Source organism: Acinetobacter sp. 231_lipA, assembly GCF_058243005.1.
The window spans coordinates 1,472,881-1,498,304 of record NZ_JBZAYU010000001.1 but is presented as its reverse complement, the minus strand read 5'-3'; the positions used below and the strand labels follow the sequence as shown (position 1 = coordinate 1,498,304).

Genomic DNA, 25,424 nt, shown 5'->3' with positions numbered 1-25,424 from the left:
TTCACAAAAAATAACAAGCGCTGATAGGTTCAAAAAAGGAGGATGCAACAACACTGATCCCCCTCCTTAAAACAAGAGCAACTAGATATAATATTGCGTTCTTTTCTTGGCAAATTTATCCAGTTGTTTTAAAAAGCCTTCGAAATAATCCTTCTCTTTTTCCTCAGTACGATAGCCTGCATAAAGAGTACGACGCAAACCTTCAGGCGCTACGCAGTCCAAACGACGCGAAGTCACCCAACCCTTTTGTTCATATTCGTTCACCACCCAATCGGGTAATGCCCCAATACCACGCCCACTTGCCACCAGTTGAATCAACATTTGGGTGAGGTCGGTGGTGCGGATCTGTTTCGGCAGGATATTGGCCGGAATAAACAGACGCGACATAATATCTAAACGGTGCTTATCCACTGGATAGGTCACCAAGGTTTCTTCTGCAAGTTCTTGCACGGTAATGTCTTTGGCACGAACCAAAGGATGGGTATTGGATAAAACCAAACGCGATTCATACTCAAAAATCGGAAAATACTCCACCCCTTTTAACGCAATCGGGTCGGCTGTAATCAATAAATCAAACTCACCCGTCTGCAATAACTCATGCGGATTGGCCTCAAAACCTGAAGCGAAGTCCAGATCAACATCTGGATATTGTTGGCGATATTGATTTAATAACGGCATTAACCAATCGAAACAGCTATGACACTCTGAGGAAAAAGTAATACGTCCAGTTTGACCATGCACAATACGGGTGATGTCGCTTTGTGCAATTTGCACCTGCGGCAACACTTCATCAGCCAGTTTTAACAAACGCTGTCCCACATTAGAAAAGCTAACGGGACGGCTACGACGGTTCACCACTTCAACCCCAAACCACTGGTCTAACTCACGCAACTGGTGCGACAAAGCTGAAGGCGTTAAGCATAGGTCTCCCGCAGCAGCCACCAATGAGCCATGCTCTCTTAAAGCGGTTAAGGTTTTTAAATGGCGGAGTTCTAACATCTGGCGCGGCCCAATTTTTTAATCTTGATGAATACGGTATAGCTTAACCTATAAAAGCCACATTTGATTACTTTTTCTCACCTTAATTTATACTTAATTAGTTTATTTCATTTTAATATCTATGATCTGCAACAAAAACACTCGCCCCATTTACAGAGAATGAAAAAATTTAAGCATTCAAATTCACAATCTTCATGATCCGTACATGTGCGCCAATCGAGAAGTAAGGCTTTCTTTTATAACTGTGGATGACTTTTAAGCCCATCTCTTAATCATGCCTAGGTTGAAGCGTGATTCCTTCAGTTTTTTGAGAGGTACAACGACCGAATCCAGCCCACCAACTGTCCTATTTAACTCGTGGCTATGCATCGAACTCTTGTGATATCTCTACTTTGATACAACGAAATCATGTGAGAGCAAGCAGCATGCTCTTGTACCTGAGTTAAATTCAGCTCAAATATTGAGAACTGATGATTCTGATCTTTCATCGAAATTGAGGGGCTAAGCGCTGAAAAAGCATACCGTGCTGACAGCAGAACTTCTCACCACCCTAGTCTTCGGGCTTTTTTATGTTCCACGTGAAGCATTATGTAAATATCGAATCAAAGTCGCTTGTCTCTCAAACTGGTGAGAAGCCAAACAGAACATGTAAAAACAAAAAAGCTTCCAAAATAGGAAGCTTTTTTAAATCTTAGATTTAGCCATCAATCGTGAGCTTTAAAATCTCAGCTTTGGTATAACCCCGTTCTTTTAAAAGATGTTGAATGGCTTTTTTCTCATCTTGATCTTCAAGGAATTTACAGCGTTGGATCAAACGCATATCGGTCTCATACTGAAAGTTATGACGACACTCCAATTCCTTATTGGAAGGCGTAGTAAAAAAATGAAGCACAGCTAGATACTCTCTTTCTTGCTGTTGAAGTGGCCCGCCTTCAACGAATACCTATCTAACACAACTGTTAAACACCCTTTGGGTAAATGATGACGAATCTCGCTCCATTATGCAAGTTTGGGCCTCTCAAATGTTCTCTCTCTACTCATCTACAGCGCTCAATACAGGTCTTCATCATCTACCAAAGTCGATTTTAATCATGAAAATTCATCAGCTCATCCTGAGAATTCTTCATCCAATCGCCGTTGATCCGCTCGTTAGACGTTTTAAACTGTCTGGTTTAAATAGCTAAAAATCATTCAATATGTCGAAGCTCGAACGTCAGAAACTTAGCCTCCCCACAGGTCATGACAAACTGCTCTTGCATTCCTGCTGTGCGCCTTGCTCAGGTGAAGTCATGGAAACCCTGATTGAATCGGGTATCGATTTTTCTATCTTTTTCTATAACCCCAATATTCATCCTGTAAAGGAGTACTTGATTCGTAAAGAAGAAAATATTCGCTTTGCAGAAAAACATCATATTCCATTTATTGACTGTGATTACGACACAGATAACTGGTTTGCACGTGCCAAAGGTATGGAAAATGAACCAGAGAAAGGCATCCGTTGTACCATGTGTTTTGATATGCGTTTTGAACGGACGGCGTTATATGCAGCAGAACATGGCTTTAGCCTAATCAGCAGCTCTCTCGGCATTTCCCGCTGGAAGAATATGCAACAGATCAATGAGTGCGGTCACCGTTCTGCTTCACATTATGCAGGCATTCACTACTGGGACTACAACTGGCGCAAGCATGGCGGTGCGGTACGCATGCTGGACATCAGCAAACGTGAAGAGTTTTATCAACAAGAGTACTGCGGCTGTGTGTATTCACTGCGGGATAGCAACCGCTGGCGCATGAGCCAAGGCCGTGAACGGATCAAACTCGGACAAAAGTTCTATTCCAATGCCATGGATCAGGACTGCTGATTTTAGCCAGCAGCCTCCACATACCAATTTTTCCAAGAGCTGGTTCCTCGCACCGCAATCGACACGGTCGGAATCAGTTTTTCTTTTAATATCTTGGTTTGTCCAACGGCTTTGGCTAAGCGTGCTTTGATGGAGTGAATACATTCACGGTCACCAAATTCACAGCGGTCTAAGCTGGTTCCACCACAGGGCCCATTGGCCAAGCCTTTGGGGCAAGTTTCAGGGCAAATATACAAGGTCTCGCCTAAACGGCATTGACCACAACTCTCACAGCCCACCACCGCATGCTTACTCAAATGTTCTGTTTTCAGTAATGCTTGTTTGGCACGCGAGCGATCCCATACATTGAAATTAAAAATAAACCGCCCCACCCCTTTGGCCAGTTTAGATTCAAATAAAGCATCATGCATCAAATGCAGATGTTGGTACTTAATAATCTGACTCGATGTCGCAGGCCGTGAATAATAAGCCAGCTTTGGATGAAACTCTGTACCAGTTTGCACCTGCCAAAGCGTATTCCAAAGTTGTTCACACTCAGCAAAACTCAAGTGCCGATATTCTTCAATATAGCTTTCCAACAACAGTTGCTCTCCAGGCTGATGGCAAGCCGATAAATGCACCCCCGCAAAACCCAAATGTCGACACATTAGAATCTGTAATGCGCAGCGCACATAAACACGATCACTTAAACCTTGTTCTTTTTCCTGTTGCAACACCTGCAACATATGCGGGGTGATCACAATGCCGGCCACTTCATGTTTCAGCATAAACTTAGCCCGTGCCAAGGTCAGTGGCATGACACAGGCTAAAATTTTCTGAGCATACTGATGCCGCGCTAAAAATGCATGCGCATCCTGTAAAGCAGCCATGTCATAGCCCAATTGGGTAATCACATAATCGGCCCCTGCTTTCATTTTTTTATGCAGTTTTAAATATTGCGCCTCTTTTTCCGCTTCCGCATATTTAAATGGATTAAACGCTACACCGATATGAAAACCGCCTTGGCGTTTGGCTTCCATGACAGCATTCACCGACTCCAAATAACGTGTTCGGGGTTCTAGGTCATGGCTATAGCAGTGCTGTTTTAATTTATCACCCGTTAAGAGCAACAAGTTCTTTTGACCCTGTGTTTTTGCATCTTGCAAAAACTGCTCAAAGTCTTGTATATCGCGAGCCTTCCCCGAAAAGTGAATGACTTTTTCAATCTCTTGTGGATACTGTTTGGCGACTTGCAAAGGCGCTTCATCGTCATCCGCATGTACCCGATCGGCCAGCGTCATAGCCGCAGGAAAGCCTGCAAATTCAGTTTTGACAGACCACTGGGCTTGGTGTGCGCTTAAGTATTCAACCAATACGCAAAATTGTTGCTGTGCAAAATATTGAGCAAGTAAGGACATCACAGGAGAAATAATCCAGAGGATTAAAAAAAAGAATTATAGTACAAATCAAAAATAGATGACGAATCGTCTGATTATTCACTACGGCATATTCAATATTTTTTGACTCATCCTCCACCCGATGAGTGAACGCAAATATCCACCCCGGTCTGATTCATTAGTTGCAGTACCCTGCTAAAACTGAACCTGATGGTCAAATTCAAAAAAGAAGGTACTCCAACGCTCAACCACACGCCGCCCATAGCACAACATTTGTCTAGACCACCTATTCACTAAGCCGATTGATCTATTTTCGATAAGATTGTTCTTTTTCATGCTTTTCAATCGCTTAAAGACTAAGCACATTTCAGCTTTTTAAAATAAAGGCATCTTTTCAAGCTGGGGCTGACTGTGTATAACAATGGACGACTCAAGGAAATGATTCGCACATAGGCAAAAGCCTGAAAAAAGCTTAAACTATGTGCCAATGAAAACAAATGATATGTCGTCCATGGCGACAACGATGAAGGTGAAGGTTGATGCCGCTCAATACCGTTGAAGAGCTAGTTGCAGATATCCGTGCAGGTAAAATGGTCATCCTGATGGATGACGAAGATCGTGAAAATGAAGGTGATTTAGTTATCGCAGCGACCCATGTTCGCGCAGAAGACATCAACTTTATGATCACCCACGCACGTGGTTTGGTGTGTTTAACGCTCAGCCGTGATCGCTGTAAACAATTGAATCTTCCATTGATGGTCGATGCCAATGGCGCACAACATGGCACCAACTTCACGCTCTCCATTGAAGCGGCAGAAGGGATTTCTACAGGGATTTCACCTGCAGAACGTGCGCATACCATTCAAACGGCAGTAGCGGCACATGCCAAACCATCAGATATCGTTCAACCCGGACATATTTTCCCATTGATGGCACAGCCTGGCGGCGTTCTACACCGCGCAGGTCATACCGAAGCAGGTTGTGATTTATCTCGCCTAGCGGGTCTAGAGCCTGCATCGGTCATCTGTGAAATCATCAATGAAGATGGCACGATGGCGCGCCGTGCCGATCTTGAAATTTTTGCTGAAAAGCATGGTTTAAAAATTGGCACTATCGCGGATCTGATTCACTATCGTATGACCAATGAACAAACCGTTGAACGGATTGATCAGCAAAGCATTGATACCGAATATGGGACATTTGACTTATATCGTTACCGCGAATTAGGCAATCCAGATATTCACTTGGCTTTGGTGAAAGGCGAACCAAAAGAAGGTGTAACCACCGTTCGTGTCCATGGTTTCAACCCTGTTCGCGACCTGCTCAAGCTCAACAAAAAAGACGGTGAGCCAGCATGGAATCTCGACAAGGCCCTGCAAGAGATCGCAGGCAGCGATCGTGGTGTTTTAGTCTGGATTGGTCAGCGCCATTTACAAGACTTAGGCCCAGCCTTAGACAGCCTTACAGCACCAAAACCAACCAAATCCAATGCTGCTTTATCTCAGCAGTACCAAACCATTGGGGTGGGCGCACAAATTTTACGTGATTTAGGCGTAGAAAAGATGAAGCTTTTGAGCTCGCCTTTACGCTTTAATGCACTTTCTGGGTTTAATTTAGAAGTGGTGGAATATATCACCGCACATCAAACAACTTAAAAAATCATCGAGGTTGCTATGGCAATTCGCCGTATTGAAGGTATGTTACATCTCGCTAGCGAAGGCCGTTATGCGATTTTAGTGGGTCGTTTTAATAGTTTTGTTGTCGAACATCTATTAGAAGGTGCAATTGATACATTGAAACGTCATGGTGTATCAGAGGATAATATCACTGTTGTTCATGCACCAGGCGCGTGGGAACTTCCTGTCGTGGCTAAAAAATTAGTGGCGTCTGAACGCTTCGATGCCATCATTGCACTGGGTGCTGTGATTCGTGGTAGCACACCGCACTTCGACTTTGTTGCAGGTGAATGTGCCAAAGGTTTAGGCGTGGTTGGCCTAGAATCTGGTCTTCCAGTGATTAATGGTGTATTGACTACGGATAGTATTGAACAAGCGATTGAACGCTCGGGTACAAAAGCAGGTAATAAAGGCGGCGAAGCTGCTCTTACTGCAATTGAAATGGTTAACTTGTTAAAGGCTATTTAACGCTATGTCGCAAACATTGCAAGCAACTTATGCAGCAAAACGTAAAGCACGTCGCTTTGCTGTACAAGGAATTTACGAATGGCAAATGAGCCACAATCCAGTCCATGAGATTGAAGCACGTACGCGTGTGGAAAATGCCATGCACAAAGTGGATCTGAGCTATTATCATGAATTGTTAACCCAAGTGGTTGCCAATCATGAAGCATTGGATGCGCTCTTAATCCCTGTGCTTGATCGCGAAGTTTCTGCGCTTGACGGCGTTGAACTTGCGACCCTTCGTTTAGGCGCATATGAACTCAAGGAACACCTTGAAATTCCATATCGCGTGGTTTTAGACGAAGCGATCGAGCTTGCTAAACATTTTGGCGGTGCAGACAGCCATAAATACATCAATGGTGTATTAGATCGTTTAGCAACAACTTTACGTGCAGCAGAAAAGCAACAAGCGAACTCACAGTAGTAGATTTGTTGTATGGCTGAGTTTTCGATCATTGATACCTATTTTAATCGTAAGAGTCCTCATTCTGTCGATTTAGGCGTCGGTGACGACTCAGCCTTGCTCACCCCACCACCACAGCAACAATTGGTCATTTGTGCCGATACCTTGGTTGCTGGACGTCACTTTCCGCTTGATACCAGCCCCCATGCGATTGGCTGGAAATCTGTCGCAGTCAATTTATCTGATATCGCCGCAATGGGCGCGAAACCTCAGAGTATTTTATTAGCCTTGAGCTTACCCCAAATTGATCATGACTGGCTCAAAGGCTTTAGTCAGGGTTTATATGATTGCTGTGATCAATTTGGCGTGAGTTTAATTGGTGGAGACACCACCCAAAGCCCACATCTCACTATTTCCGTGACTGCACTGGGCTGGGTCGATATCGGCCAAGCCGTCACCCGCTCCGCCGCTCAAGTGGGTGATTTAATTTGTGTTAGTGGTACGGTTGGTGATGCCGCCTTCGCACTGCAACACTTGGGCCACCCTCTGCAACAACGTTTGGACTACCCTACCCCACGCTGTGAACTGGGCCAAGCACTCAAAGGCCTGGCACATAGTATGATTGACGTGTCCGATGGCTTAGCACAAGACTTAGGTCATATCTTAAAGGCCTCAAATGTCGGTGCAACCCTACAACTTGATCAATTGCCAATCAACACCGCTCTACAAGATTTAACACGAGAACAACAATGGCAATATGCTTTGGCAGGTGGCGATGACTATGAATTATGCTTTACAATAAGCCCGCAGAATTATGAAAAACTTTTGCAACAACAAAACCATACTAAGATCAACGTGATTGGAAAAGTTGACGCTCAAAGCGGTCTACGTTTTCAACAAAATGGCTTAGACCATTCATTGCAATTTACTGGATATCAACACTTTGCATAAGCCTCCTATCCTCTTTCGTCAGATGTCTTGGTATGACCGTTGCATCGTGTTTTGCGGTGTAGGCTTTGGCTCAGGGCTAGCACCCAAAGCACCAGGAACGTTTGGTTCAGCCTTTGCACTGCTGTTCGTCCCGATTTGGCTTGCAATTGGCTTATCCAACACCATTATTGCCATCACCCTCATGTCTCTCATTGGCATTTATATTTGCGGCCATACCGCCAAAGTCATGGGAGTACATGATGATGGACGTATCGTATGGGATGAATTTGCAGGCCAGTCCATTACGTTGTTGCCTGTACTATATTTAGGGCAAATGAATTGGCTGTGGCTGTTGCTTGGTTTTGCCTTATTCCGCTTATTTGACGTATGGAAACCATGGCCAATTCGTGTCATTGACCAAAAAGTCGATGGTGGTTTCGGCATCATGCTTGATGACATTATTGCTGGTCTTTGGGCTGCACTTTGTATTGGGCTTTATTTTTATTTCACCGTGGCTTAGGCCATTTTTAGGATTAGAACATGTCAACGACTGTTATTATTCTTGCTGCAGGTAAAGGAACACGTATGCGTTCGACATTACCCAAAGTGCTACAACCACTTGCAGGGCGTCCTTTACTCGGTCATGTGATTGAAACAGCAAAAAAAATCCACGCTGAAAACATCATTACGATCTATGGTCACGGTGGCGATCGGGTTCAAACAGCTTTTGCAGATCAAGACATTAAATGGGTTGAACAAGCAGAACAACTCGGTACTGGGCATGCGGTACAAATGACCCTATCCGTTTTACCTCAAGATGGTATTTCCCTCATTCTCTCTGGTGATGTGCCTTGCATTACCCAGAATACGCTACAAAAACTATTAGATGCATCGAGCCAAACGGGTATCGGCCTAGTCACACTTACTGTGAATGATGCAACAGGCTATGGTCGTATCGTCCGTGAGAATGGTCAGATTCAGGCGATTGTTGAACATAAAGATGCAACAGAGCAACAGCGCCAAATCAAAGAGTTCAATACAGGTATTTACTGTGTCAGCAATGCCAAATTGCACGAATGGTTACCCAAACTCAGCAATAACAATGCGCAAGGTGAATATTACCTGACTGATATTGTAGCAATGGCATTGGCTGATGGTTTGACCGTTGCCTCAGTTGAGCCCGAACAGGCATTCGAAGTTGAAGGGGTCAATGACCGTATTCAACTGGCAGCGTTAGAACGCCAATTCCAAGCGGATCTAGCCAAAAAGCTCATGCAACAAGGTGTGCATTTAATTGATCCTAGTCGCTTTGATCTTCGTGGTAACTTAGTCGTTGGACAAGATGTACGTATTGATATCAATGTCATCATTGAAGGCGAATGTGAGTTCGGTGACCATGTAGAAATTGGCGCAGGCTGCATCATTAAAAATACCAAGATCGCGGCAGGTACCAAAGTTCAACCGTATAGTATTTTTGATCAAGCTATGGTCGGTGAAGATGCACAGATTGGACCTTTTGCCCGTTTACGCCCAGGTGCCAAACTCGCGGCTGAGGTACATATTGGCAACTTTGTGGAAGTCAAAAACTCAACGGTCGGTGTCGGGTCTAAAGCCAACCACTTTACTTATTTGGGTGATGCTGAAGTGGGCAGTGGCTCTAACATTGGTGCAGGGACCATTACCTGTAACTATGATGGTGCAAACAAATTTAAAACCATCATTGGCGATCATGCCTTCATTGGTTCAAATAGTGCTTTGGTTGCTCCAGTCACCATTGGCAACGGCGCAACTGTCGGGGCTGGCTCAACCATCACCCGCGATGTCGAAGAAAATAGTTTAGCGGTAGAACGTTCTAAGCAGTTTACGAAAGAAAACTACCAACGTCCGCAAAAGATCAAGAAATAAGAGGAATTTGTTATGTGTGGTATCGTCGGTGGCGTTGCAGAACGTAATATTAGTAATATCCTCATCGAAGGTTTAAAGCGTCTAGAATATCGTGGTTACGACTCTGCGGGCTTAGCTCTCATTAACCAAGGCCATGTTCTACGTGAACGTCGCGTCGGCAAAGTAGCCAATCTGGGTGGGGCGGTTGAAGAATCACAGATTATCGGTTCATTAGGGATTGCACATACTCGCTGGGCAACCCATGGCAAACCAACTGAAAACAATGCACACCCGCATATTTCAGGCAATGTTGCTATCGTACATAATGGCATTATTGAAAACTATCAAGAACTCAAAGATGATCTAGAAGCGCGAGGCTATGTATTTACTTCACAGACTGATACCGAAGTGGTTGCACACTTGATTCATGATGCATTGAAGTCAACGCCAAGTTTACTTGAAGCAGTCAAACAAGTCGTGCCACAGCTTAAAGGGGCTTATGCTCTCGGTATCGTACATACGGATTATCCAGATGAACTGATTACCGTGCGTGAAGGTTCACCTTTGGTCATTGGTGTGGGTATTGGTGAAAACTTTATCAGCTCAGACCAATTGGCACTGCTTCCGATTACCAACCGATTTATTTATCTTGAAGAAGGTGATATTGCACGCCTCACTCGCAATAGCATTGAAATCTTTGTTGATGGTCAATTGGTTCATCGTCCAGTAAAAGAGTTAGATGCGACCGTTAGCAATGCATCAAAAGGCGAATATAAGCACTACATGCTCAAAGAAATTTATGAGCAACCTGAAGCGATTCAACAAACCATTTCACAAGCCTTAAATGGCAACGCCCTACGTGAAGATTTCCTTGCAAATGCTGTTGCAGATTTATCTCAGATTCAGCAAATCCAAATCATTGCCTGTGGTACCAGTTACCATGCGGGTATGATTGCAAAATATTGGTTTGAACAACTAATTGATTTACCTTGCCAAGTGGAAATCGCGAGTGAATTTCGCTATCGCACGCCAGTGATTGTCAACAATACCCTATACGTCTGTATTTCTCAGTCTGGTGAAACGGCAGATACCTTGGCTGCACTACGTGATACTCAAAAGCGTGCTACAGCAAAAAGCTTAGACATCATTACGATGACCATTTGCAATGTCGCAACATCGTCCATGGTACGTGAAACCAACCATAGCTTATTAACTCTGGCAGGTCCTGAAATTGGTGTTGCATCCACCAAAGCATTTACCACACAGCTTGCAGCGCTCATGTTATTGGTCCTAAAAATTGGTACGATTAAAAATCGTATCTCCACCCAACAAGTGGCTGAGATTACCGCTGGGCTTTGGCACTTACCTAAAGTCATTTTAGATACTTTGCGAAATGATGCTGAGATTCTCCGCCTCTCTGAACTGTTTGTAGAGAAACAACATTGCTTGTTCCTTGGTCGTGGAACTCACTTCCCAATCGCACTTGAGGGCGCATTGAAACTGAAAGAAATTTCTTATATTCATGCAGAAGGCTATGCCGCTGGCGAACTTAAACATGGTCCACTTGCTTTAGTTGATAATGAGATGCCTGTGGTCATTCTCGCACCGCAAGATGACATGCTCGATAAGCTCAAATCCAATATGGAAGAAGTCCAAGCGCGTGGCGGCGAGCTCTTTGTCTTTGCCGATGAAAATAGCGGCATTAAAGCCAAAGACCGCCAGCATGTGGTCTATGTGCCAAGCATCAGCCCTGTATTGGCTCCGATTGTTTATAGCGTTCCCGTACAGCTCTTGTCCTATCATGTTGCTGTACTTCGAGGAACCGATGTCGATCAGCCTCGAAACTTAGCTAAATCTGTAACTGTTGAATAATAACTTTTAAAGGGCTGACTTCTGTTGTGTTCGTATAATTAAGTTTGTATCAAATAATTAAGTTTAGATTTAATTATTTAAGTTTGGATATTAATGAAGTAAACGAACGAAACCCTACCCTGTAGACCCAGTGATTCTTCACCAAGTCTACAGGGTTTTTAATATAAAAAAATTCAAATTAGAATCACACCAGAAATATAAAATTATTACTAATATATTCAACAATATAGATATATAAAAATCTCAACCTAGATTCAAAAAGCATCCCTTTTTGACCTCATCTTGAAAACATTTCATTTTTATTTAAAGTATGCTTCACCTTTCTGAGCAAGAATTCGTATTTTAAAGTGGAAGAACCCGATACTTAATACAAACTTAATTTCATCTAAAATTAAGGATACCAAATTCTAATACAAACTTAATTTTAAAATTGAAAAATAATGAATAATATATATCAACAACTTATGATCAAAAATAAAACAAACTTAATTAAATTACCATAATTAGACGCAGTATTTGGTCATAAAGCAAAATAAGGGATAAGGAACTATGTGCAAACTCTGAATAAGTCTATTAGCTATTCCTGTTACTAGCTAGCAGCCCACCTTATTTAAAATGAGGTATTTCATTCACTGGATATATTAATGTTAATGGATTGGATGTTAATGAGATAAAGCCAAACCGCTGATAAAACTCCATAGCTTTTTGGTCCTTAGCATGTATTACAACAAAATTTACACCAATAATTTGAGCAACTTTTGAAACTTGTTTAAGAGCATGTGCTAAAAGTACTTTTCCAACTCCTTGCCCCTGTGCTGCTTGATCAACGGCAAAGCGACCCACAACCACACAAGGTAAGGGATAACGAGGTAATCGTTTAGTGAGAACAGCATCAACCCCATCAAATCCTATAGAGGTACTTGATAGACAATAAAACCCCCTCACCTGTGCATCATCATCAATAGCAACATAGGTTTTACTTGTTCCTGATTTCTGATGTTGGGATGCGTATTGTTTTATGAACTTATTTAAATCATCTTGCCCACAATTAAATGATTTTTTCTGATGATGGGCTTGTAAAACCTCAATTTTCATCCAATAAACTCATTAAATTTTTCATCTCATCATTTGCAGGGCGCGGATTTTCAAGCAAATTCATTAACATATCACGATCAGCATTATTTACTTTTAACTCGTGATTAGATTTAAGTAATTCTTTTGCTCGTTCAAATGAGGATTGGATCATAAAGGAACTCACACTAAGACCCAATAAATTCGCAGCTTGCTCAATTACAATCTTTGCATCTACGGTTGAACGAACATTGATTCGTTCTGTTGCTAAGTTAGCCATATTTTCCACCAATTTGTACATCATAATGATGTACAAATTATAGCAGATTAAGGTAGTACTTTAAGATCCAAATTTACATATTTTGTTCTAAAATATTTGGAATAGAAAATAAACATTTTACTATGAACCAGAATGAATGGTCGGGTTTGAATATGAATATGCAGTTGGTTTACATAAGAATATGCAACGATGTTTACTAAGATGTAATTTGAATACTTTTGCCTATCATTAACGTTTTTTAAACTCATTAATTGAGTACTAAAATACCAGATTAATTATTAAGTTAATGAATTAAAAGAATAATTAAATAAAAAATTATAAAATTTTGTTTGTATATAAATATATTTAAGTTTGTATGTTTTTGCCAAATACAAAATTACCCCCATTCAGATATGATTAATTATCCACCAAAATCTACAGGTCTTCTGTATGGCAAAAATTATAAAAAACTATGAAGAACTAGTAACAGAAGGGTATGAACCGTACCGGGTTTGTCGGAGACTTTTTTATTTAAGTTAGGCCACCTGACCTAACGGGTTAATCTTATCATAGTACATTGCTTCAAACTCAAAAGGCGATACATAACCCAGTGCACTGTGTACACGCTTTTTATTGAACCAATATACCCAGTTTAGTGTCGCAAGTTGTACATCTGCTAAACCTTGCCAATCTGCTTTTAAATATTCAATCACCTCTGTTTTGTATAAGCCATTCACCGTTTCAGCCAGAGCATTATCGTATGAATCACCAGTTGTACCGACTGATGCTCGTAAATTTGCTGCTTCTAAACGATTGGTATAGCGAATAGAAAGATATTGAACACCTCTATCTGAATGATGAATCACATTCTTAGGCATACCTCGATCGTGCAATGCTTGCTCCAATGCATCGAGCACCATATCTGTATTCATCCGTGTAGATACTTTCCATCCAACAATTGCTCGTGAGAACACATCAATAACAAATGCGGTATATACCCAGCCTGAATGAGTTTGAATATACGTAAAGTCACCCACCCATAGTTGGTTTGGATGATCAGCATTAAAATTACGTTTCACTAAATCATCTGCCCGTTTTTGGTCATCTCGGTTACGAGTAGTTTGTTTATTCTTACCACGCCAAACACCTTGTATACTTAGCTTTTGCATCAATCGAGCAACTGTACAACGTGCAATAACATAACCCTCACGTTTCAATTTTTGCCAAACTTTACGTACACCATATCGACCTGAACTTTCTTTCCAAATACGTTTGATTTGCTCTGCATGATGTAAATCATGCAGAGCACGTTTCGCTCGATGTTCTGGGTTATCAACGAGATCTAAAGCCCGATAATAGGTCGAAGCTGCAATCGGTAAAATTCTACAAATCGCTTCAACACCATATCGATCTTTATTGTTATGGATAAAATCCACCATTATTTGTGTGGGCGGTCGAGCTCCGCCTGGGCGAAAAAAGCGGCTGCTTTGCGTAGAATTTCATTGGCACGTTTTAATTCTTTAATTTCACGTTCCATTTGCTTCATTTTTTCTTGGTCAGATATCTGTTGTACTTTGGCAGGATTTAGTTGATCCAGATGCTTTAAATACCAAACACGCAATGTTTCAGGAGTACAACCGATTTTAGGAGCAATAGCTGTGATTGCTGCCCAAGTAGAAGGATAATCTTTTTCAGATTCAATTAGTAATTGAACCGCTCTTTCTCTAATTTCGGGGGTATAGTTTGGTTTTTTCATCGGCATAGTCTCTCAGAATATTGACTCTCCGACAAACCCGGTACGGTTCAGTATGGCCAGGGCCATGGACGCGATTATAAACCTTGTAAAACTGTTCAAAACTTCAGTTCAATTGGTCGCTCTCACAGAGTACAAGGCCGTGTGAGTCAACGTCTTCATCACTTATTTTCTGATCTAGAGCTATCTACCTTTTTACTGCTTGACTGGAATCAGAACGTTACAGATATTCGCGAACATTATCCTTTGGATATCTATGATCTCAACTCCATCTGTTCTCGTTTCCGAATGAAAAAAGTATCGGTTGACTATATACCTTTTACCCTATCTTCAGATTTTTTAGTTGATTTTGGTAAGTTTTCTATAGCCCTTGACACTCTTTACAGCAAGGATCTGAATAAAGCTCATGTTATTGAGTCATTAGAAATTAAACGTCGTTACTGGGAAGAAGAGCACAATACGCCGTTCAAACTGATTACTGAAAAAGACATTCCTGCTACGGTACTAGAGAACATTAAATGGCTGTATGTAGAAAAAAATGACCTTGAAATAACAAATCACATGATTGATCAAGCAGTTTATTTTATGGAAGAAATTAGCCAGTACCCTCAAAGCTCATTAATCCAATTTTGTAAGCATTCTGACCAAACTCAAAAAATGGGTATCGGAGCGACGCTCGCATTGTTTAGAAAATTATTTGCACTGCGAATACTTCAATTTAATCTAGAAATTTCGTACTTGGAGCTTAAACTCTCTGATATTCATGCAAGTAATTTGCTCCAGAATGAGAATACAGTCCATGCAACTAATTAATTCAGTTTACATCTTGAATTCAACACAATACCGAATACTCAAATTCTTACCGCAGTATACGGTATGGATTGCGATTGATAATAAAAATGCTTTTCCTGAACTCATTTTGTCTAAGGAACTTCAAACTCTCTCAGATGATCAAAGCCTGATACCAGCGCAAGATCCTTATGAATACTTAAAACGATTAAACTTGAGTGAAGATTCTATTCAACTCAAAAAAAGAGATGAAAACTTTTTAATTATTCAAGATTTAATTAATGATGAACAAGTTCTTATCAATACAAAAATCAGGACTGCAAAAATTAAAACTATACATCTAGAAAAAGAAGTATCAATTAATAAAATTCTACGACTCCTAAGACGCTACTGGCAGCGTGGTCAAACTATAAATGCTTTGGTACCGGACTATGAAAACTCAGGTGGAAAAGGTCAAAAAAGAGCTATAGGTGATAAAAAAATTGGCAGACCACGCATCTATGAATCGAATGGAGGTAAGAATGTCACTGAACAGGTTGAATTATATTTTAAGAAAGCCATCGAAGAGTATTTAGTTCCTGTCAAAAAACAATCCATTAACGAAACTTATCTTCGGTTTAAAAGTGTATTTTCTAAGCACTTTCATCAAGTGCAAACCTCAGATATTCCAACCTATGCTCAATTCTATTATTTTTATAATACGCGATATAGAAATAAGAACAATTCCAAGGAAATTCTGACGAATCAGAAAACTCTGAAAGATCACAAACCTCTAACTTCAACAGCAACCAAGCAAGCAAATGGCCCTGGCGCACGTTATGAGATAGATTCAACAATCGCTGACATCTACCTTGTATCATCACGGGATCCATCACAGATTATTGGCCGACCTACCGTATATATTGTTATCGATGTATTCAGCCGGATGATTACTGGGCTTTATGTCGGTATGGAAAACAGTTCATTTAATACAGCCATACAATGCCTCAGCGTTGCAATCCAAGATAAAGTGACATTCTGTCAGAGTTACGGCTTACAAATACAACCAGAGGACTGGCCGATTTATGGTTTACCTAGTGCCATACTTGCAGACCGTGGTGAACTCATTGGCTATCAAATTGAACTTCTTGAAAAAAACTTTTCTGTTCGTATTGAAAATGCGCCACCGTATCGAAGCGATGCCAAAGGTATTGTAGAGAGGGCTTTCGGAATTATTCAGTCACGTTTTAAATCCTACGATAATATTGGTGTTGTCTCTGGATTCAAGGAAAAAAAGAAAGGCGGACATGATTATCGACTAGAAGCTTGTCTAACTTTGGAAGAGTTCAGAAAAATCATATTAAGCTGCGTCTTGTTACGCAATAATTTTGATATTTTGACGAAATATGATCGTAGTGCCGATATGCCGACTGACCTGCCTTCTATCCCCCTTAAGCTCTGGCAGTGGGGTCTACAGCACCGTACTGGGATGTTAAGACAAGTGGATAACAAATCACTATATGTTGGCTTGTTACCTAGGACCGACGCCTCCTTAAGTGACAAGGGACTTAAAGTCAAAGGCTTACTCTATCAATGTTTGGAAATGCATCAACAAGGCTGGTTTATTCGTAACACGACCAAATCCCGCCCGAAAAAGTTGCGGATTGGTTTTGACCCATACTCAGTAAATACCATTTATGTTTTCTTTGATGAAAATAAGTTGGAATACTGGGAAGCGCACTTAAGTGATGCCTCACGTCAATATCAGCATCTGACCTGGTGGGAAGCTGAACAAATTCAAAAAGCAATCAAAACTGTTGAAAAACAGCATTCACAACTAAAGTCTGTAGCCATCAGTGAATTACAGGATTTTACTGACAAAATCATCCACACAGCACAGAGCCGGCAGGCTCAAGCAGGAGTTCACCAACTTTCTAAAGCACAACGTACTCGGGATATCCGTCAAAACAAACAAGAAGCAATTCAAGTAGAACGTGAGGAACATCTCCAAAATAGGTCCGTCAATTCTATCCGGACTATCCATCCCAACCAAGACAACCCTCCAACACCCCCATCTCACAGCAGCAATCTGGATTTGACCAGTCAACCAGACTTAATGAGACAATTATTTGAAGAGGACGATGAAGAATGAATAATAATGAAGTCGCGGTCAACACATCGATAGAAGATATCTATGGGGATAATCCTCTCATTACTCAATTACCGCCTATCCTTGATACGAAGTCGGTAATTAAACACCTACGAGGGAAACTGAAATTTCTTCCAAAACAGCGCTTTTATGCGCAACAAGAAAGAATCCATTTAATCGCTCAATTACCTCATGATTTTTTCCAGCCATTGACTAAACATTTATCCCTTGAGCAAAAAATTTCTATTATGATTCGGCAAGGTTATGTGAGTAGAAACATCACTAATGGGGATAGAAATCGACATTTACACGCTGCTTTTCAGCAACTAGAACCATCAAATGAAAGCTCTTATCGCTACGCACCTCCAGAGTCGACTGCAACTAGCATGTCAATTATAGGATGTTCGGGAAGCGGTAAAACAACGACAATGAACAAAATTTTGCGTTATTACCCGCAAGTGATTGAACATAGAGAGCTGGGATTAAAACAAATTGTTTACCTTAAAATTGATTGTCCGCATGACAGCTCTTTAAAAAACTTATGCTCAAACTTTTTTAGAGCAGTAGATTTAGCATTAGGAGATACAAACTTCGAGCATCGTTTCACCAGAAGTCGCTTAAATGTGAATGCTATGCTGCAGCAGATGAAAATTATCGCAAATAATTATTCTATTGGACTTTTAATCATTGATGAAATCCAGCATTTGAATACAAAAAAATCTGGCGGGGCTGAAATCATTCTTAATTTCTTTGTTACCCTTGTGAATGTGGCATCCATTCCAATTGTGATGATTGGGACACCCAAAGCCAATGAAATTCTGCAAGAAGATTTAAGATCAGCTAGACGCAGTGCAGGATTAGGCTCTTTAATCTGGGAACCTATGCGCAATGAAGCACCCACTCCCGATCTTAGCACCCCTGATCAAATGATCATTTCTGAATGGTATGCTTTCACCAACACGCTGTGGCAATATCAATGGGTTCAACAACCAGCTGAACTGACCGATGAATTAAGAAACACTTGGTATTATTATACGCAGGGCATTCCAGATTTAGTGGTTAAACTGTTCTGCTTGATGCAGATTCATGCCATCACCATTGGTCTGGAAAAAATTACATCTGAACTTTTTAAAAAAGTCTACGAAGAACAATTACAGCCAGTCCACGATATTTTGGATGCACTCCGCTCAGGCAACCCCACACGTATTGCACGATATTCTGACTTAACGATCCCTCAAGTTCAAATTGAGGAATATGTTGAACAACAACGTTTCAAAGCTGCATTAAAAACGGAAATACAGCGTAAAGATCTAGGACCGCATTATTCTACCCTCATTGGTATGCTGACAGCCTTTGATTACCCGGCTGCTACAATAGAACAGTATGTTACTTCTACATTAAAACGATATCCAAACGAAAAATTAAAGACACTCTTCCAGCATATTCTGGATGTATTAGACAGCCCTGTAGCAGAAGATAAGTTTAAACAGCATCAAACCACGACTCTGGCAAGGAAGCCACGTACATCTCGTAAAGTCATGAAGCCGGAGGAATGGAAAAGTACTGAAGCCAATGACTTAAGAAATTTTTTCAGTCAAGCACAAGAAAAGGAAGTCGATGTTTATGAGCTATTAAAATCATCTCACTATTTGTTTGATCCCACCTCTCCTGTGTTGCATTAAACAAAAATAGAGAGTAAGTGTATTATGATTTCAAATTTTCCAATACCATATCCAGATGAGTTAATTTACAGTGTGATTGCACGTTATGCTATTCACAATGGAATTTTAAGTCCCAAATACCTTACTGAAGAATTATTCAATAATAGAAATTTGACGCCAACTTACGATTTACCGTCTTACATAGACAAATTGGCCAGTTATCTACCCGATTGCTATGATGCAATCCATTTAATCAACCAGCACACCTTATTACCAATTTATCAACCGTTTCAACCTGATACAGTGATGCGTTATGCTGTACATGTATTGCAGGGTGAACAGTATCAATCATTACATACCAAGTTGGGAAAAAATGCGTCGCGAATTAAATCTGTGAATTTTTTTCGGTTCTGTCCGCATTGTTGGCAAGAACAGATGGAACAATATGGTGAAGTGTATTGGAAACGTAGCTGGCAGATTACAGGATATGAATATTGTACAAAGCATGAATCTGCCCTTTTTGTCAGCGATGTTCCTTGCAATGGGCTAGACCGAAGATTTTATAATGCTCATTTAAATGTCCTTATTGACTCCTCACAACTTTTTATTAATTCACAAGACTTTAAGCGCCATCTAGAGTTAGCAAAAATAATCAAGGATCTACTTATTCAATCGAGCCATCTTGCAGTACAAGATGTATCGATTTTATCAAATGCCTACTTCAATCTATTGAAAGACAGAGACTTACTGTCAGGTCAAAAAAATATCAACTACGAAAAAATTCGTCACCTTGTGTTAGATTACTGGGGCGAAAGCTTTCTTCAATACTATCATTTAGATGATCTGCTTTCTGAGAACTGCTGGCTCAAAAATATGTGCAGGAAACATCGTAAAGCATTTTCTTATCTTGAGCATTGCATTGTATTAAAATCGCTGGTTCCAGAGCAAAAACCAATTGAAACATATAAGCAATATGTTAGCTTAGCATCAATAGAAAAAACAAACTTAGATCGGCAGCACGAAGCTCCCCCTGTATGTGTTAATAATAAAATAGATAGGATATTATCTGAAGATCAAAAACAATGGACAAAACTAATTCAGAAAAATTCTGTTAAGCAGGCACGTCAATGTGATCCTGCACTTTACGCTCGGTTATATCGTAATCATAAGAACTGGCTATTACTGACAAATAAATCTGCTGTGATATTACCTTCAGCCATTCCCAAGCCACGTGTAGATTGGAAAAAGCGAGATCAACAATTGATTAAACAACTCATCAAAATCCGGGATCAATTATTAGAAGATCTCGACTCTCCACAATGGACAAAAAAGTTTTTTATTAAGCAACTTGGCTCGGTAAGTATGATTGAAAAAAACTGGAGTTTTTTACCACTCACCACCGCCTTTCTAGAGCGTTACGCAGAGTCTGTAGATTGTTATCAAATACGCCGCCTTACACGAACATTTATTCGTCAACACACTGAAAGCCAGTTTTACCCATCGAGTGTATTTCTTCGACTATCAGGATTAAGCTCTGAACGCTTAACGCCAGAAGCTCGTAGATTTTTTAATAATATTGAGAGAGAAATAAAATAATGAGCGATTGCCCAATCGAAGAGTTACCGAAGAATTTGATTTATTATACTTCAACAGAAATTAGTCGCCGCGGCCAAACTCGGTTCGATATTAATACTCACTTTTTTAATCCGACTATTAAACGTTCTATTCAGCTTAAATTACCAATTGAGAGTATTATTCTTTATGACTATCTCACCCCAATTGTAGGTTCTGAGCTAAAGGAATTATTTTTCCATACACTTGAAAATGTTAATTTCACAGTATTCAGAACAATCACTCTATTGGGGGATGAGCATAAAAAAAGAGATCAAGGCCGGATCTGTTTTGAGTTTGATTACTACTCAAAAGTATTAAATAAAAATCTTATTATTCAAATACCGAAACTCATTCTTGCTCGGGATCTATTCTTTTCACATCCTTATCTTTTACGTGCAGCACTCTTTGCGGAAAACTATTCAACAGATATTCTAGTGGATACGAATGATGAAAAAGCTATTCATATTACTATTGCGCAAAACAAAAAAATTCTGAGAGCAGATATCTCTGATCCTCATTTTTTGAAAAAATTGGCCTTAATTCTTTTACAACCTGATTTAAATAAAGCCTTCCTTAGTATTTATCAAAAAACAATTATTGATCAAAACAATGCTAAAAATTTTAATTTCGATATGAATATTCCTGAGATTAAAAATATTGATCTAACAGTAGATGGAATTTATGATAAAGAAACTGGTATTTACAGAATTGAACGCATCACATCTTTCAAAAATTTGGAGACTGGAATTGATAGACCTGTACAATTTCATTTCACTACAAGAAAAATGATACAACAAATCAAAAATCCTCAAGTTCAACGTTCAAATAAACCAAAACTAACAAATTCCTCTAAAGAGAAATTGAATCAAAATGCTGATGCAGATATCGATCAGCGATTGATCAAGCTAAGAAACCTTCCTGCAGAAATTTATACAATAGAAGACTTAAAAATTTCTTTAGAAACGCCGCCTACTAAAACTACAGTACGGAATAAAATACTAAAGAAAATGGATGAAAATAAAAATCAAGATGAAGGATTTGCAGGAGGAGAAGGAGATATCGAGGGCACAATACCTGGATTTACACATGAATCAGACACTCAAATAGAGCGAATTACGCATGAAGACTTAATTAAAGTATTGAACCAAATTGAAGAAGTAGGATATGACATCAAAGAAATCTACAACTCTCCATTTAAAAAACATAACCCTTTTAGAGGGCATAATTTTTCTAATGGTAAGCAACTACGATACTTTTATGTCTATAAAATTATAAACAAACAAAATCATGAAAAATTTTATCTATGTGAAATTGATACCTCTGATGGCAAAAAGAACATCTCCACATTATTACTCCGATATGAAGAAAGAACACAATTATTAATTGAGACCGATTTGGAAAAATTAAACAATTCTATACTTTCTCAATCGCTCAGTTGGCCTAAAAAGTTTCTATCTGAGATAAGAGGTATTACTGCCTTTACTACGATTAATCATCCGTCTAAACAGAAACAACTAGACGATGAAAATTATTACGCTGACTGGGCTCAACGGATCATAGTAAAGGTACAGTTGATATAAAAGTTAAACTGTAACTTGGCATATAGGAACTACTTTCCTTCTATAATCATACCTTCCTTACTTTGCAGGAATTATTTCGAGAATTTAGATGACACAACTTACTTGTTTTAAAGCCTATGATATCCGCGGCAAACTCGGTACAGAACTCAATGAAGAGATTGCTTATAAAATCGGTCGTGCCTATGGGCAAATTTATCAACCAAAAAAAATTGTGGTGGGCTGCGATATCCGCCTCAGCAGTGAAGATTTAAAACAAGCCATCATCAAAGGCTTAAATGATGCTGGTGTTGATGTTTTAGATTTAGGCATGACGGGAACAGAAGAAGTCTATTTCGGCGCTTTTCATCTTGATGTACAAGGTGGTATCGAAATCACGGCAAGCCACAACCCGATGGACTATAACGGCATGAAATTGGTGCGTGAAAATGCACGTCCCATTGGAGCAGATTCAGGTTTAAAAGAAATTCGCTTATTGGCTGAATCAGGCAACTTTAATGAAGTTACAGCCAAAGGCAAAACTGAAAAATACCATATTCTGCCTGAATATATCGATCATTTAATGTCATATATTGATCCTGCCAAAATTCGCCCACTTAAATTGGTTATGAATGCGGGCAATGGCGCGGCTGGTCATGTGGTTGATGCCATTGAAGCAAAATTTAAACAGCTCAATATGCCTGTTGAATTTGTCAAAATTCACAATGATGCCGATGGTACTTTCCCTAATGGTATTCCCAACCCAATTTTAGTTGAAAATCGTGACAGCACTCAAAATGCAGTGCTTGAACATGCTGCGGATATGGGCATTGCTTGGGATGGTGACTTTGACCGCTGTTTCCTGTTTGATGAGAAAGGCCAATTTATTGAAGGCTATTATATTGTCGGTCTATTGGCACAAGCGTTCTTACTGAAACAATCTGGTGAGAAAATTGTGCATGATCCTCGCCTGGTTTGGAATACCTTTGATGTGATTGAACAATACCAAGGTGAAGCGATTCAGTCTAAATCAGGGCATTCATACATTAAAGAAAAAATGCGTGAGCACAATGCAGTGTATGGCGGTGAAATGTCAGCACATCATTACTTCCGTGATTTCTCTTATTGTGATAGCGGTATGATTCCTTGGTTATTGGCAATTTCTGTACTCTCAGAAACCCAGCAAACATTGTCTTCACTGGTTGAAGATATGATTGAAAAGTTCCCTTGTTCGGGTGAAATCAATTTTAAAGTTACGGATACTCAAGCCACCATTCAAAAGATTTTTGATCACTTTGCCGATCAAAATCCTGCAATTGATGAAACGGATGGCATCAGCCTGAATTTTGGTGCATGGCGTCTAAATGTACGTGCTTCCAATACTGAACCTTTATTACGTCTCAACATTGAAAGCCGTAAAGACCAAAATCCACAACCAATACAAGACTATGTGGATGAATTAACGCAGTTGATTCAAGGTTAAATTGTTCTGCATGCTAATAAAAAACCATTCAACTTATCATATAGGTTGAATGGTTTTTATTTTTAGCTGAATTCCCGATGGGTTCTCTAAAAACGGACAGCTTATTAAAATAATGAGCGATCCAATGGAATTTCAATCCCTAAAGACACGCCGCTATCTCCACTATACACGTCAGAGTCACTGACCCAACCACTTAATTTCAACGGCGTATTCGGACGAAGATAATGTGTCCACGTTAAATCCAGAGCTTTGATTTCATCTTTTTGTGGAAAAGCATGATTGATTTCAAGTCCTGACTGATTCACTTTTGCCAACAAGATGCGACCATTTAAACGATTCATTTTATCGAAACGAATATCCCCACCTAAACTATACATCTGACCATCACCACCCATAGCGTGACCTAAAGGGAATCCATGTTGGTAGTAACCATCTGTATATACATAGTGATTATAAGAATAACCTAGAACATCGCCATTGGTTCGAGTATCTGCCCATTCAGTATAAAGCTGGAACGGCATATTCTTCACTTGTGAGGAATAATCGAGTCCTGCCAAATACATTTTCCGAGATGGCAGTAATCCTGATTCATCCTCACCGACAAACTGTCCATATAAACTTACAGGGACTTTAAACCATTGTTGTAGATTTAAACGGGCATCCAAGCCTGCAATTTGGTTGGACTTATCAACCTCACCTTCTTCAACGTTATCATTACCTTTAATCGCCTCCCATAAAGTATTCCAACTTTCTGAGCGTCCTTCCCCCCCCCACTGGAATGTGCGCGATGCACCCAATTCAAGATAAGGTAAAGGCTGGGCTGTCAAACGCAGACCTAATAATTTTGTATCTGGAATCGCTTTATAATCATCCAATTGTCCAGCAAAAACTTGGTATTGCCAAGGACCAATCCAAGACAGCCATTTCGTTTCAAATGCCTTTTGCTCAGCGCGTTGCATTGTAAAACCGTATACTGGACGACTTGCATCCCCTCGAATTAGACTACCATCATGCCCAGGTCCCCAATAGGTTGGAATTTGTCCTGCAATCAACCATTGATTCCACAACTTTCCAGCTAAATATGACCCTTCAACATTCACATCATGCCCATTATCAATAATAGGGTCTTTTTCAGCATTAATACGCAGTCTTGCATCCCATTGCGCCCCACCAGCATTGAACTCAACAGCCGCTTGATATTGTGATTTTTGTTCATCTGCAAAATGTTGCGGTACATTTTGGGGATCAGATTCAGCATATAAACTGGCTTTGGCCGTTGTATTTTCCGCACTTAAAGCAGCTTGCACGGAGTCCAAGACTTGCTGCTGAACTTGATTATCAATCTTTGCATTAGATAAAGCACGTTGTATTTCATCACCACTTAAAGGCCATGTAGACGTGCTAATTTGAATCACACCTTGTTGATTTAACCAATTTAAATCAGTTCGTAAGTCTTCATTATTTAAAACAATTCCTTGTGCAATTGCTGGCAAAGAAAGTGCAGATAAAACCGCAAGTGACAAAAATCTAATACTTTGATATCTCATAAATATTCTTCATCTAAGTTCATTTTTAAAAAACATCATAGCGATGTTTTTTAAAAT

The 25,424-nt window shown here is 40.0% G+C and carries 21 protein-coding genes and 1 other annotated feature; of the genes, 14 read left to right on the top strand and 7 right to left on the bottom strand.

Features of this window, described 5'->3' with window-relative positions:
- Positions 1-81: 81 nt before the first annotated feature.
- Positions 82-999, bottom strand: coding sequence for a LysR family transcriptional regulator (locus AC4CUX_RS07530; RefSeq protein WP_004684302.1), 918 nt, complete (start codon positions 997-999; stop codon positions 82-84).
- Between the two features lie 697 nt (positions 1,000-1,696).
- Positions 1,697-1,819 carry a hypothetical protein gene (locus AC4CUX_RS07525; protein WP_004684300.1) on the bottom strand — a complete coding sequence of 41 codons (123 nt, stop codon included), beginning with the start codon at positions 1,817-1,819 and terminating at the stop codon, positions 1,697-1,699.
- Between the two features lie 376 nt (positions 1,820-2,195).
- Here AC4CUX_RS07525 and AC4CUX_RS07520 point away from each other — a divergent pair, with 376 nt between their 5' ends.
- The gene (locus tag AC4CUX_RS07520) at positions 2,196-2,861 is read left to right on the top strand and encodes an epoxyqueuosine reductase QueH (RefSeq protein WP_058868643.1); all 666 of its coding nucleotides are present in this window, start codon (positions 2,196-2,198) and stop codon (positions 2,859-2,861) included.
- Positions 2,862-2,863: 2 nt separating this feature from the next.
- Here the strand turns inward: AC4CUX_RS07520 and AC4CUX_RS07515 are convergent, their stop codons facing one another.
- Positions 2,864-4,258, bottom strand: a complete 1,395-nt coding sequence (locus AC4CUX_RS07515) for a methylenetetrahydrofolate reductase C-terminal domain-containing protein (protein WP_125274153.1) — start codon at positions 4,256-4,258, stop codon at positions 2,864-2,866.
- A 518-nt stretch (positions 4,259-4,776) separates the two neighbouring features.
- Here AC4CUX_RS07515 and ribBA point away from each other — a divergent pair.
- The 7 genes from ribBA to glmS are packed head-to-tail and all read left to right on the top strand — an operon-like array spanning position 4,777 to position 11,506.
- Positions 4,777-5,892, top strand: a complete 1,116-nt coding sequence (gene ribBA, locus AC4CUX_RS07510; protein WP_125274154.1) for a bifunctional 3,4-dihydroxy-2-butanone-4-phosphate synthase/GTP cyclohydrolase II — start codon at positions 4,777-4,779, stop codon at positions 5,890-5,892.
- 18 nt (positions 5,893-5,910) lie between these two features.
- Positions 5,911-6,381: a 6,7-dimethyl-8-ribityllumazine synthase gene (gene ribH / locus AC4CUX_RS07505; protein WP_004684294.1), complete on the top strand. Its 471-nt coding sequence runs from the start codon at positions 5,911-5,913 to the stop codon at positions 6,379-6,381.
- A gap of 4 nt (positions 6,382-6,385) precedes the next feature.
- Positions 6,386-6,841, top strand: coding sequence for a transcription antitermination factor NusB (gene nusB / locus AC4CUX_RS07500; RefSeq protein ID WP_004983920.1), 456 nt, complete (start codon positions 6,386-6,388; stop codon positions 6,839-6,841).
- A gap of 12 nt (positions 6,842-6,853) precedes the next feature.
- Complete coding sequence (thiL, locus tag AC4CUX_RS07495; RefSeq protein WP_178928356.1) at positions 6,854-7,771, top strand: thiamine-phosphate kinase; 918 nt, start codon at positions 6,854-6,856, stop codon at positions 7,769-7,771.
- Positions 7,749-8,270, top strand: a complete 522-nt coding sequence (locus AC4CUX_RS07490; RefSeq protein WP_178928361.1) for a phosphatidylglycerophosphatase A family protein — start codon at positions 7,749-7,751, stop codon at positions 8,268-8,270. The genes thiL and AC4CUX_RS07490 overlap by 23 nt, the downstream gene beginning before the upstream one ends.
- Before the next feature lie 20 nt (positions 8,271-8,290).
- Complete coding sequence (glmU, locus tag AC4CUX_RS07485; protein ID WP_490792289.1) at positions 8,291-9,655, top strand: bifunctional UDP-N-acetylglucosamine diphosphorylase/glucosamine-1-phosphate N-acetyltransferase GlmU; 1,365 nt, start codon at positions 8,291-8,293, stop codon at positions 9,653-9,655.
- 12 nt (positions 9,656-9,667) lie between these two features.
- Positions 9,668-11,506 carry a glutamine--fructose-6-phosphate transaminase (isomerizing) gene (glmS, locus tag AC4CUX_RS07480; RefSeq protein WP_490792288.1) on the top strand — a complete coding sequence of 613 codons (1,839 nt, stop codon included), beginning with the start codon at positions 9,668-9,670 and terminating at the stop codon, positions 11,504-11,506.
- A gap of 606 nt (positions 11,507-12,112) precedes the next feature.
- Here the strand turns inward: glmS and AC4CUX_RS07475 are convergent.
- The 3 genes from AC4CUX_RS07475 to AC4CUX_RS07465 all read right to left on the bottom strand — a co-directional run bounded on the left by AC4CUX_RS07475 (position 12,113) and on the right by AC4CUX_RS07465 (position 14,592).
- Positions 12,113-12,601, bottom strand: a complete 489-nt coding sequence (locus tag AC4CUX_RS07475; protein ID WP_104426883.1) for a GNAT family N-acetyltransferase — start codon at positions 12,599-12,601, stop codon at positions 12,113-12,115.
- Positions 12,591-12,857: a type II toxin-antitoxin system TacA family antitoxin gene (locus AC4CUX_RS07470; protein ID WP_017396924.1), complete on the bottom strand. Its 267-nt coding sequence runs from the start codon at positions 12,855-12,857 to the stop codon at positions 12,591-12,593. Before AC4CUX_RS07470 ends, AC4CUX_RS07475 begins: the two co-directional genes overlap by 11 nt.
- 515 nt (positions 12,858-13,372) lie before the next feature.
- Positions 13,373-14,592, bottom strand: a protein-coding gene (locus AC4CUX_RS07465; protein WP_342049223.1) for an IS3 family transposase whose coding sequence is annotated in 2 segments (ribosomal slippage) — positions 13,373-14,316 and positions 14,316-14,592 — 1,221 coding nt in all. Because the reading frame shifts where the segments join, the coding sequence is not laid out codon by codon here.
- Positions 14,201-14,317: a sequence feature (AL1L pseudoknot), on the bottom strand. Its footprint overlaps the gene before it by 117 nt.
- A gap of 141 nt (positions 14,593-14,733) precedes the next feature.
- Between AC4CUX_RS07465 and AC4CUX_RS07460 the strand changes: the two genes are divergently transcribed.
- From AC4CUX_RS07460 to AC4CUX_RS07435, 6 genes are all read left to right on the top strand, one after another.
- On the top strand, positions 14,734-15,402 hold the full coding sequence (locus AC4CUX_RS07460) for a TnsA endonuclease C-terminal domain-containing protein (RefSeq protein ID WP_490792287.1): 669 nt from the start codon (positions 14,734-14,736) through the stop codon (positions 15,400-15,402).
- Complete coding sequence (locus tag AC4CUX_RS07455) at positions 15,389-17,509, top strand: TnsB C-terminal domain-containing protein (protein ID WP_279682728.1); 2,121 nt, start codon at positions 15,389-15,391, stop codon at positions 17,507-17,509. Before AC4CUX_RS07460 ends, AC4CUX_RS07455 begins: the two co-directional genes overlap by 14 nt.
- Positions 17,506-19,188: an AAA family ATPase gene (locus AC4CUX_RS07450; RefSeq protein WP_125274161.1), complete on the top strand. Its 1,683-nt coding sequence runs from the start codon at positions 17,506-17,508 to the stop codon at positions 19,186-19,188. Before AC4CUX_RS07455 ends, AC4CUX_RS07450 begins: the two co-directional genes overlap by 4 nt.
- A gap of 24 nt (positions 19,189-19,212) precedes the next feature.
- Complete coding sequence (locus tag AC4CUX_RS07445; RefSeq protein ID WP_278344880.1) at positions 19,213-20,763, top strand: TnsD family Tn7-like transposition protein; 1,551 nt, start codon at positions 19,213-19,215, stop codon at positions 20,761-20,763.
- Entirely contained in the window at positions 20,763-22,361 is a 1,599-nt protein-coding gene (locus tag AC4CUX_RS07440; protein ID WP_278344879.1) for a Tn7-like element transposition protein TnsE, read from the top strand. Before AC4CUX_RS07445 ends, AC4CUX_RS07440 begins: the two co-directional genes overlap by 1 nt.
- An 88-nt stretch (positions 22,362-22,449) precedes the next feature.
- Positions 22,450-23,820 (top strand): phosphohexomutase domain-containing protein, encoded by a 1,371-nt coding sequence (locus AC4CUX_RS07435; protein ID WP_279698147.1) that lies wholly within the window; start codon positions 22,450-22,452, stop codon positions 23,818-23,820.
- Between the two features lie 104 nt (positions 23,821-23,924).
- On the opposite strand, the gene AC4CUX_RS07430 is transcribed toward AC4CUX_RS07435, so the two are convergent.
- Positions 23,925-25,373: a capsule assembly Wzi family protein gene (locus AC4CUX_RS07430; protein WP_279698209.1), complete on the bottom strand. Its 1,449-nt coding sequence runs from the start codon at positions 25,371-25,373 to the stop codon at positions 23,925-23,927.
- Positions 25,374-25,424: the final 51 nt, after the last annotated feature.

Bases quoted from the DNA above. Each gene is read 5' to 3' on its own strand.
- AC4CUX_RS07530 (WP_004684302.1), bottom strand. From the start codon at position 999: ATGTTAGAACTCCGCCATTTAAAAACCTTAACCGCTTTAAGAGAGCAT.
- AC4CUX_RS07525 (WP_004684300.1), bottom strand. From the start codon at position 1,819: ATGCGTTTGATCCAACGCTGTAAATTCCTTGAAGATCAAGATGAGAAA.
- AC4CUX_RS07520 (WP_058868643.1), top strand. From the start codon at position 2,196: ATGTCGAAGCTCGAACGTCAGAAACTTAGCCTCCCCACAGGTCATGAC.
- AC4CUX_RS07515 (WP_125274153.1), bottom strand. From the start codon at position 4,258: ATGTCCTTACTTGCTCAATATTTTGCACAGCAACAATTTTGCGTATTG.
- ribBA (WP_125274154.1), top strand. From the start codon at position 4,777: ATGCCGCTCAATACCGTTGAAGAGCTAGTTGCAGATATCCGTGCAGGT.
- ribH (WP_004684294.1), top strand. From the start codon at position 5,911: ATGGCAATTCGCCGTATTGAAGGTATGTTACATCTCGCTAGCGAAGGC.
- nusB (WP_004983920.1), top strand. From the start codon at position 6,386: ATGTCGCAAACATTGCAAGCAACTTATGCAGCAAAACGTAAAGCACGT.
- thiL (WP_178928356.1), top strand. From the start codon at position 6,854: ATGGCTGAGTTTTCGATCATTGATACCTATTTTAATCGTAAGAGTCCT.
- glmU (WP_490792289.1), top strand. From the start codon at position 8,291: ATGTCAACGACTGTTATTATTCTTGCTGCAGGTAAAGGAACACGTATG.
- glmS (WP_490792288.1), top strand. From the start codon at position 9,668: ATGTGTGGTATCGTCGGTGGCGTTGCAGAACGTAATATTAGTAATATC.
- AC4CUX_RS07475 (WP_104426883.1), bottom strand. From the start codon at position 12,601: ATGAAAATTGAGGTTTTACAAGCCCATCATCAGAAAAAATCATTTAAT.
- AC4CUX_RS07470 (WP_017396924.1), bottom strand. From the start codon at position 12,857: ATGGCTAACTTAGCAACAGAACGAATCAATGTTCGTTCAACCGTAGAT.
- AC4CUX_RS07455 (WP_279682728.1), top strand. From the start codon at position 15,389: ATGCAACTAATTAATTCAGTTTACATCTTGAATTCAACACAATACCGA.
- AC4CUX_RS07450 (WP_125274161.1), top strand. From the start codon at position 17,506: ATGAATAATAATGAAGTCGCGGTCAACACATCGATAGAAGATATCTAT.
- AC4CUX_RS07445 (WP_278344880.1), top strand. From the start codon at position 19,213: ATGATTTCAAATTTTCCAATACCATATCCAGATGAGTTAATTTACAGT.
- AC4CUX_RS07440 (WP_278344879.1), top strand. From the start codon at position 20,763: ATGAGCGATTGCCCAATCGAAGAGTTACCGAAGAATTTGATTTATTAT.
- AC4CUX_RS07435 (WP_279698147.1), top strand. From the start codon at position 22,450: ATGACACAACTTACTTGTTTTAAAGCCTATGATATCCGCGGCAAACTC.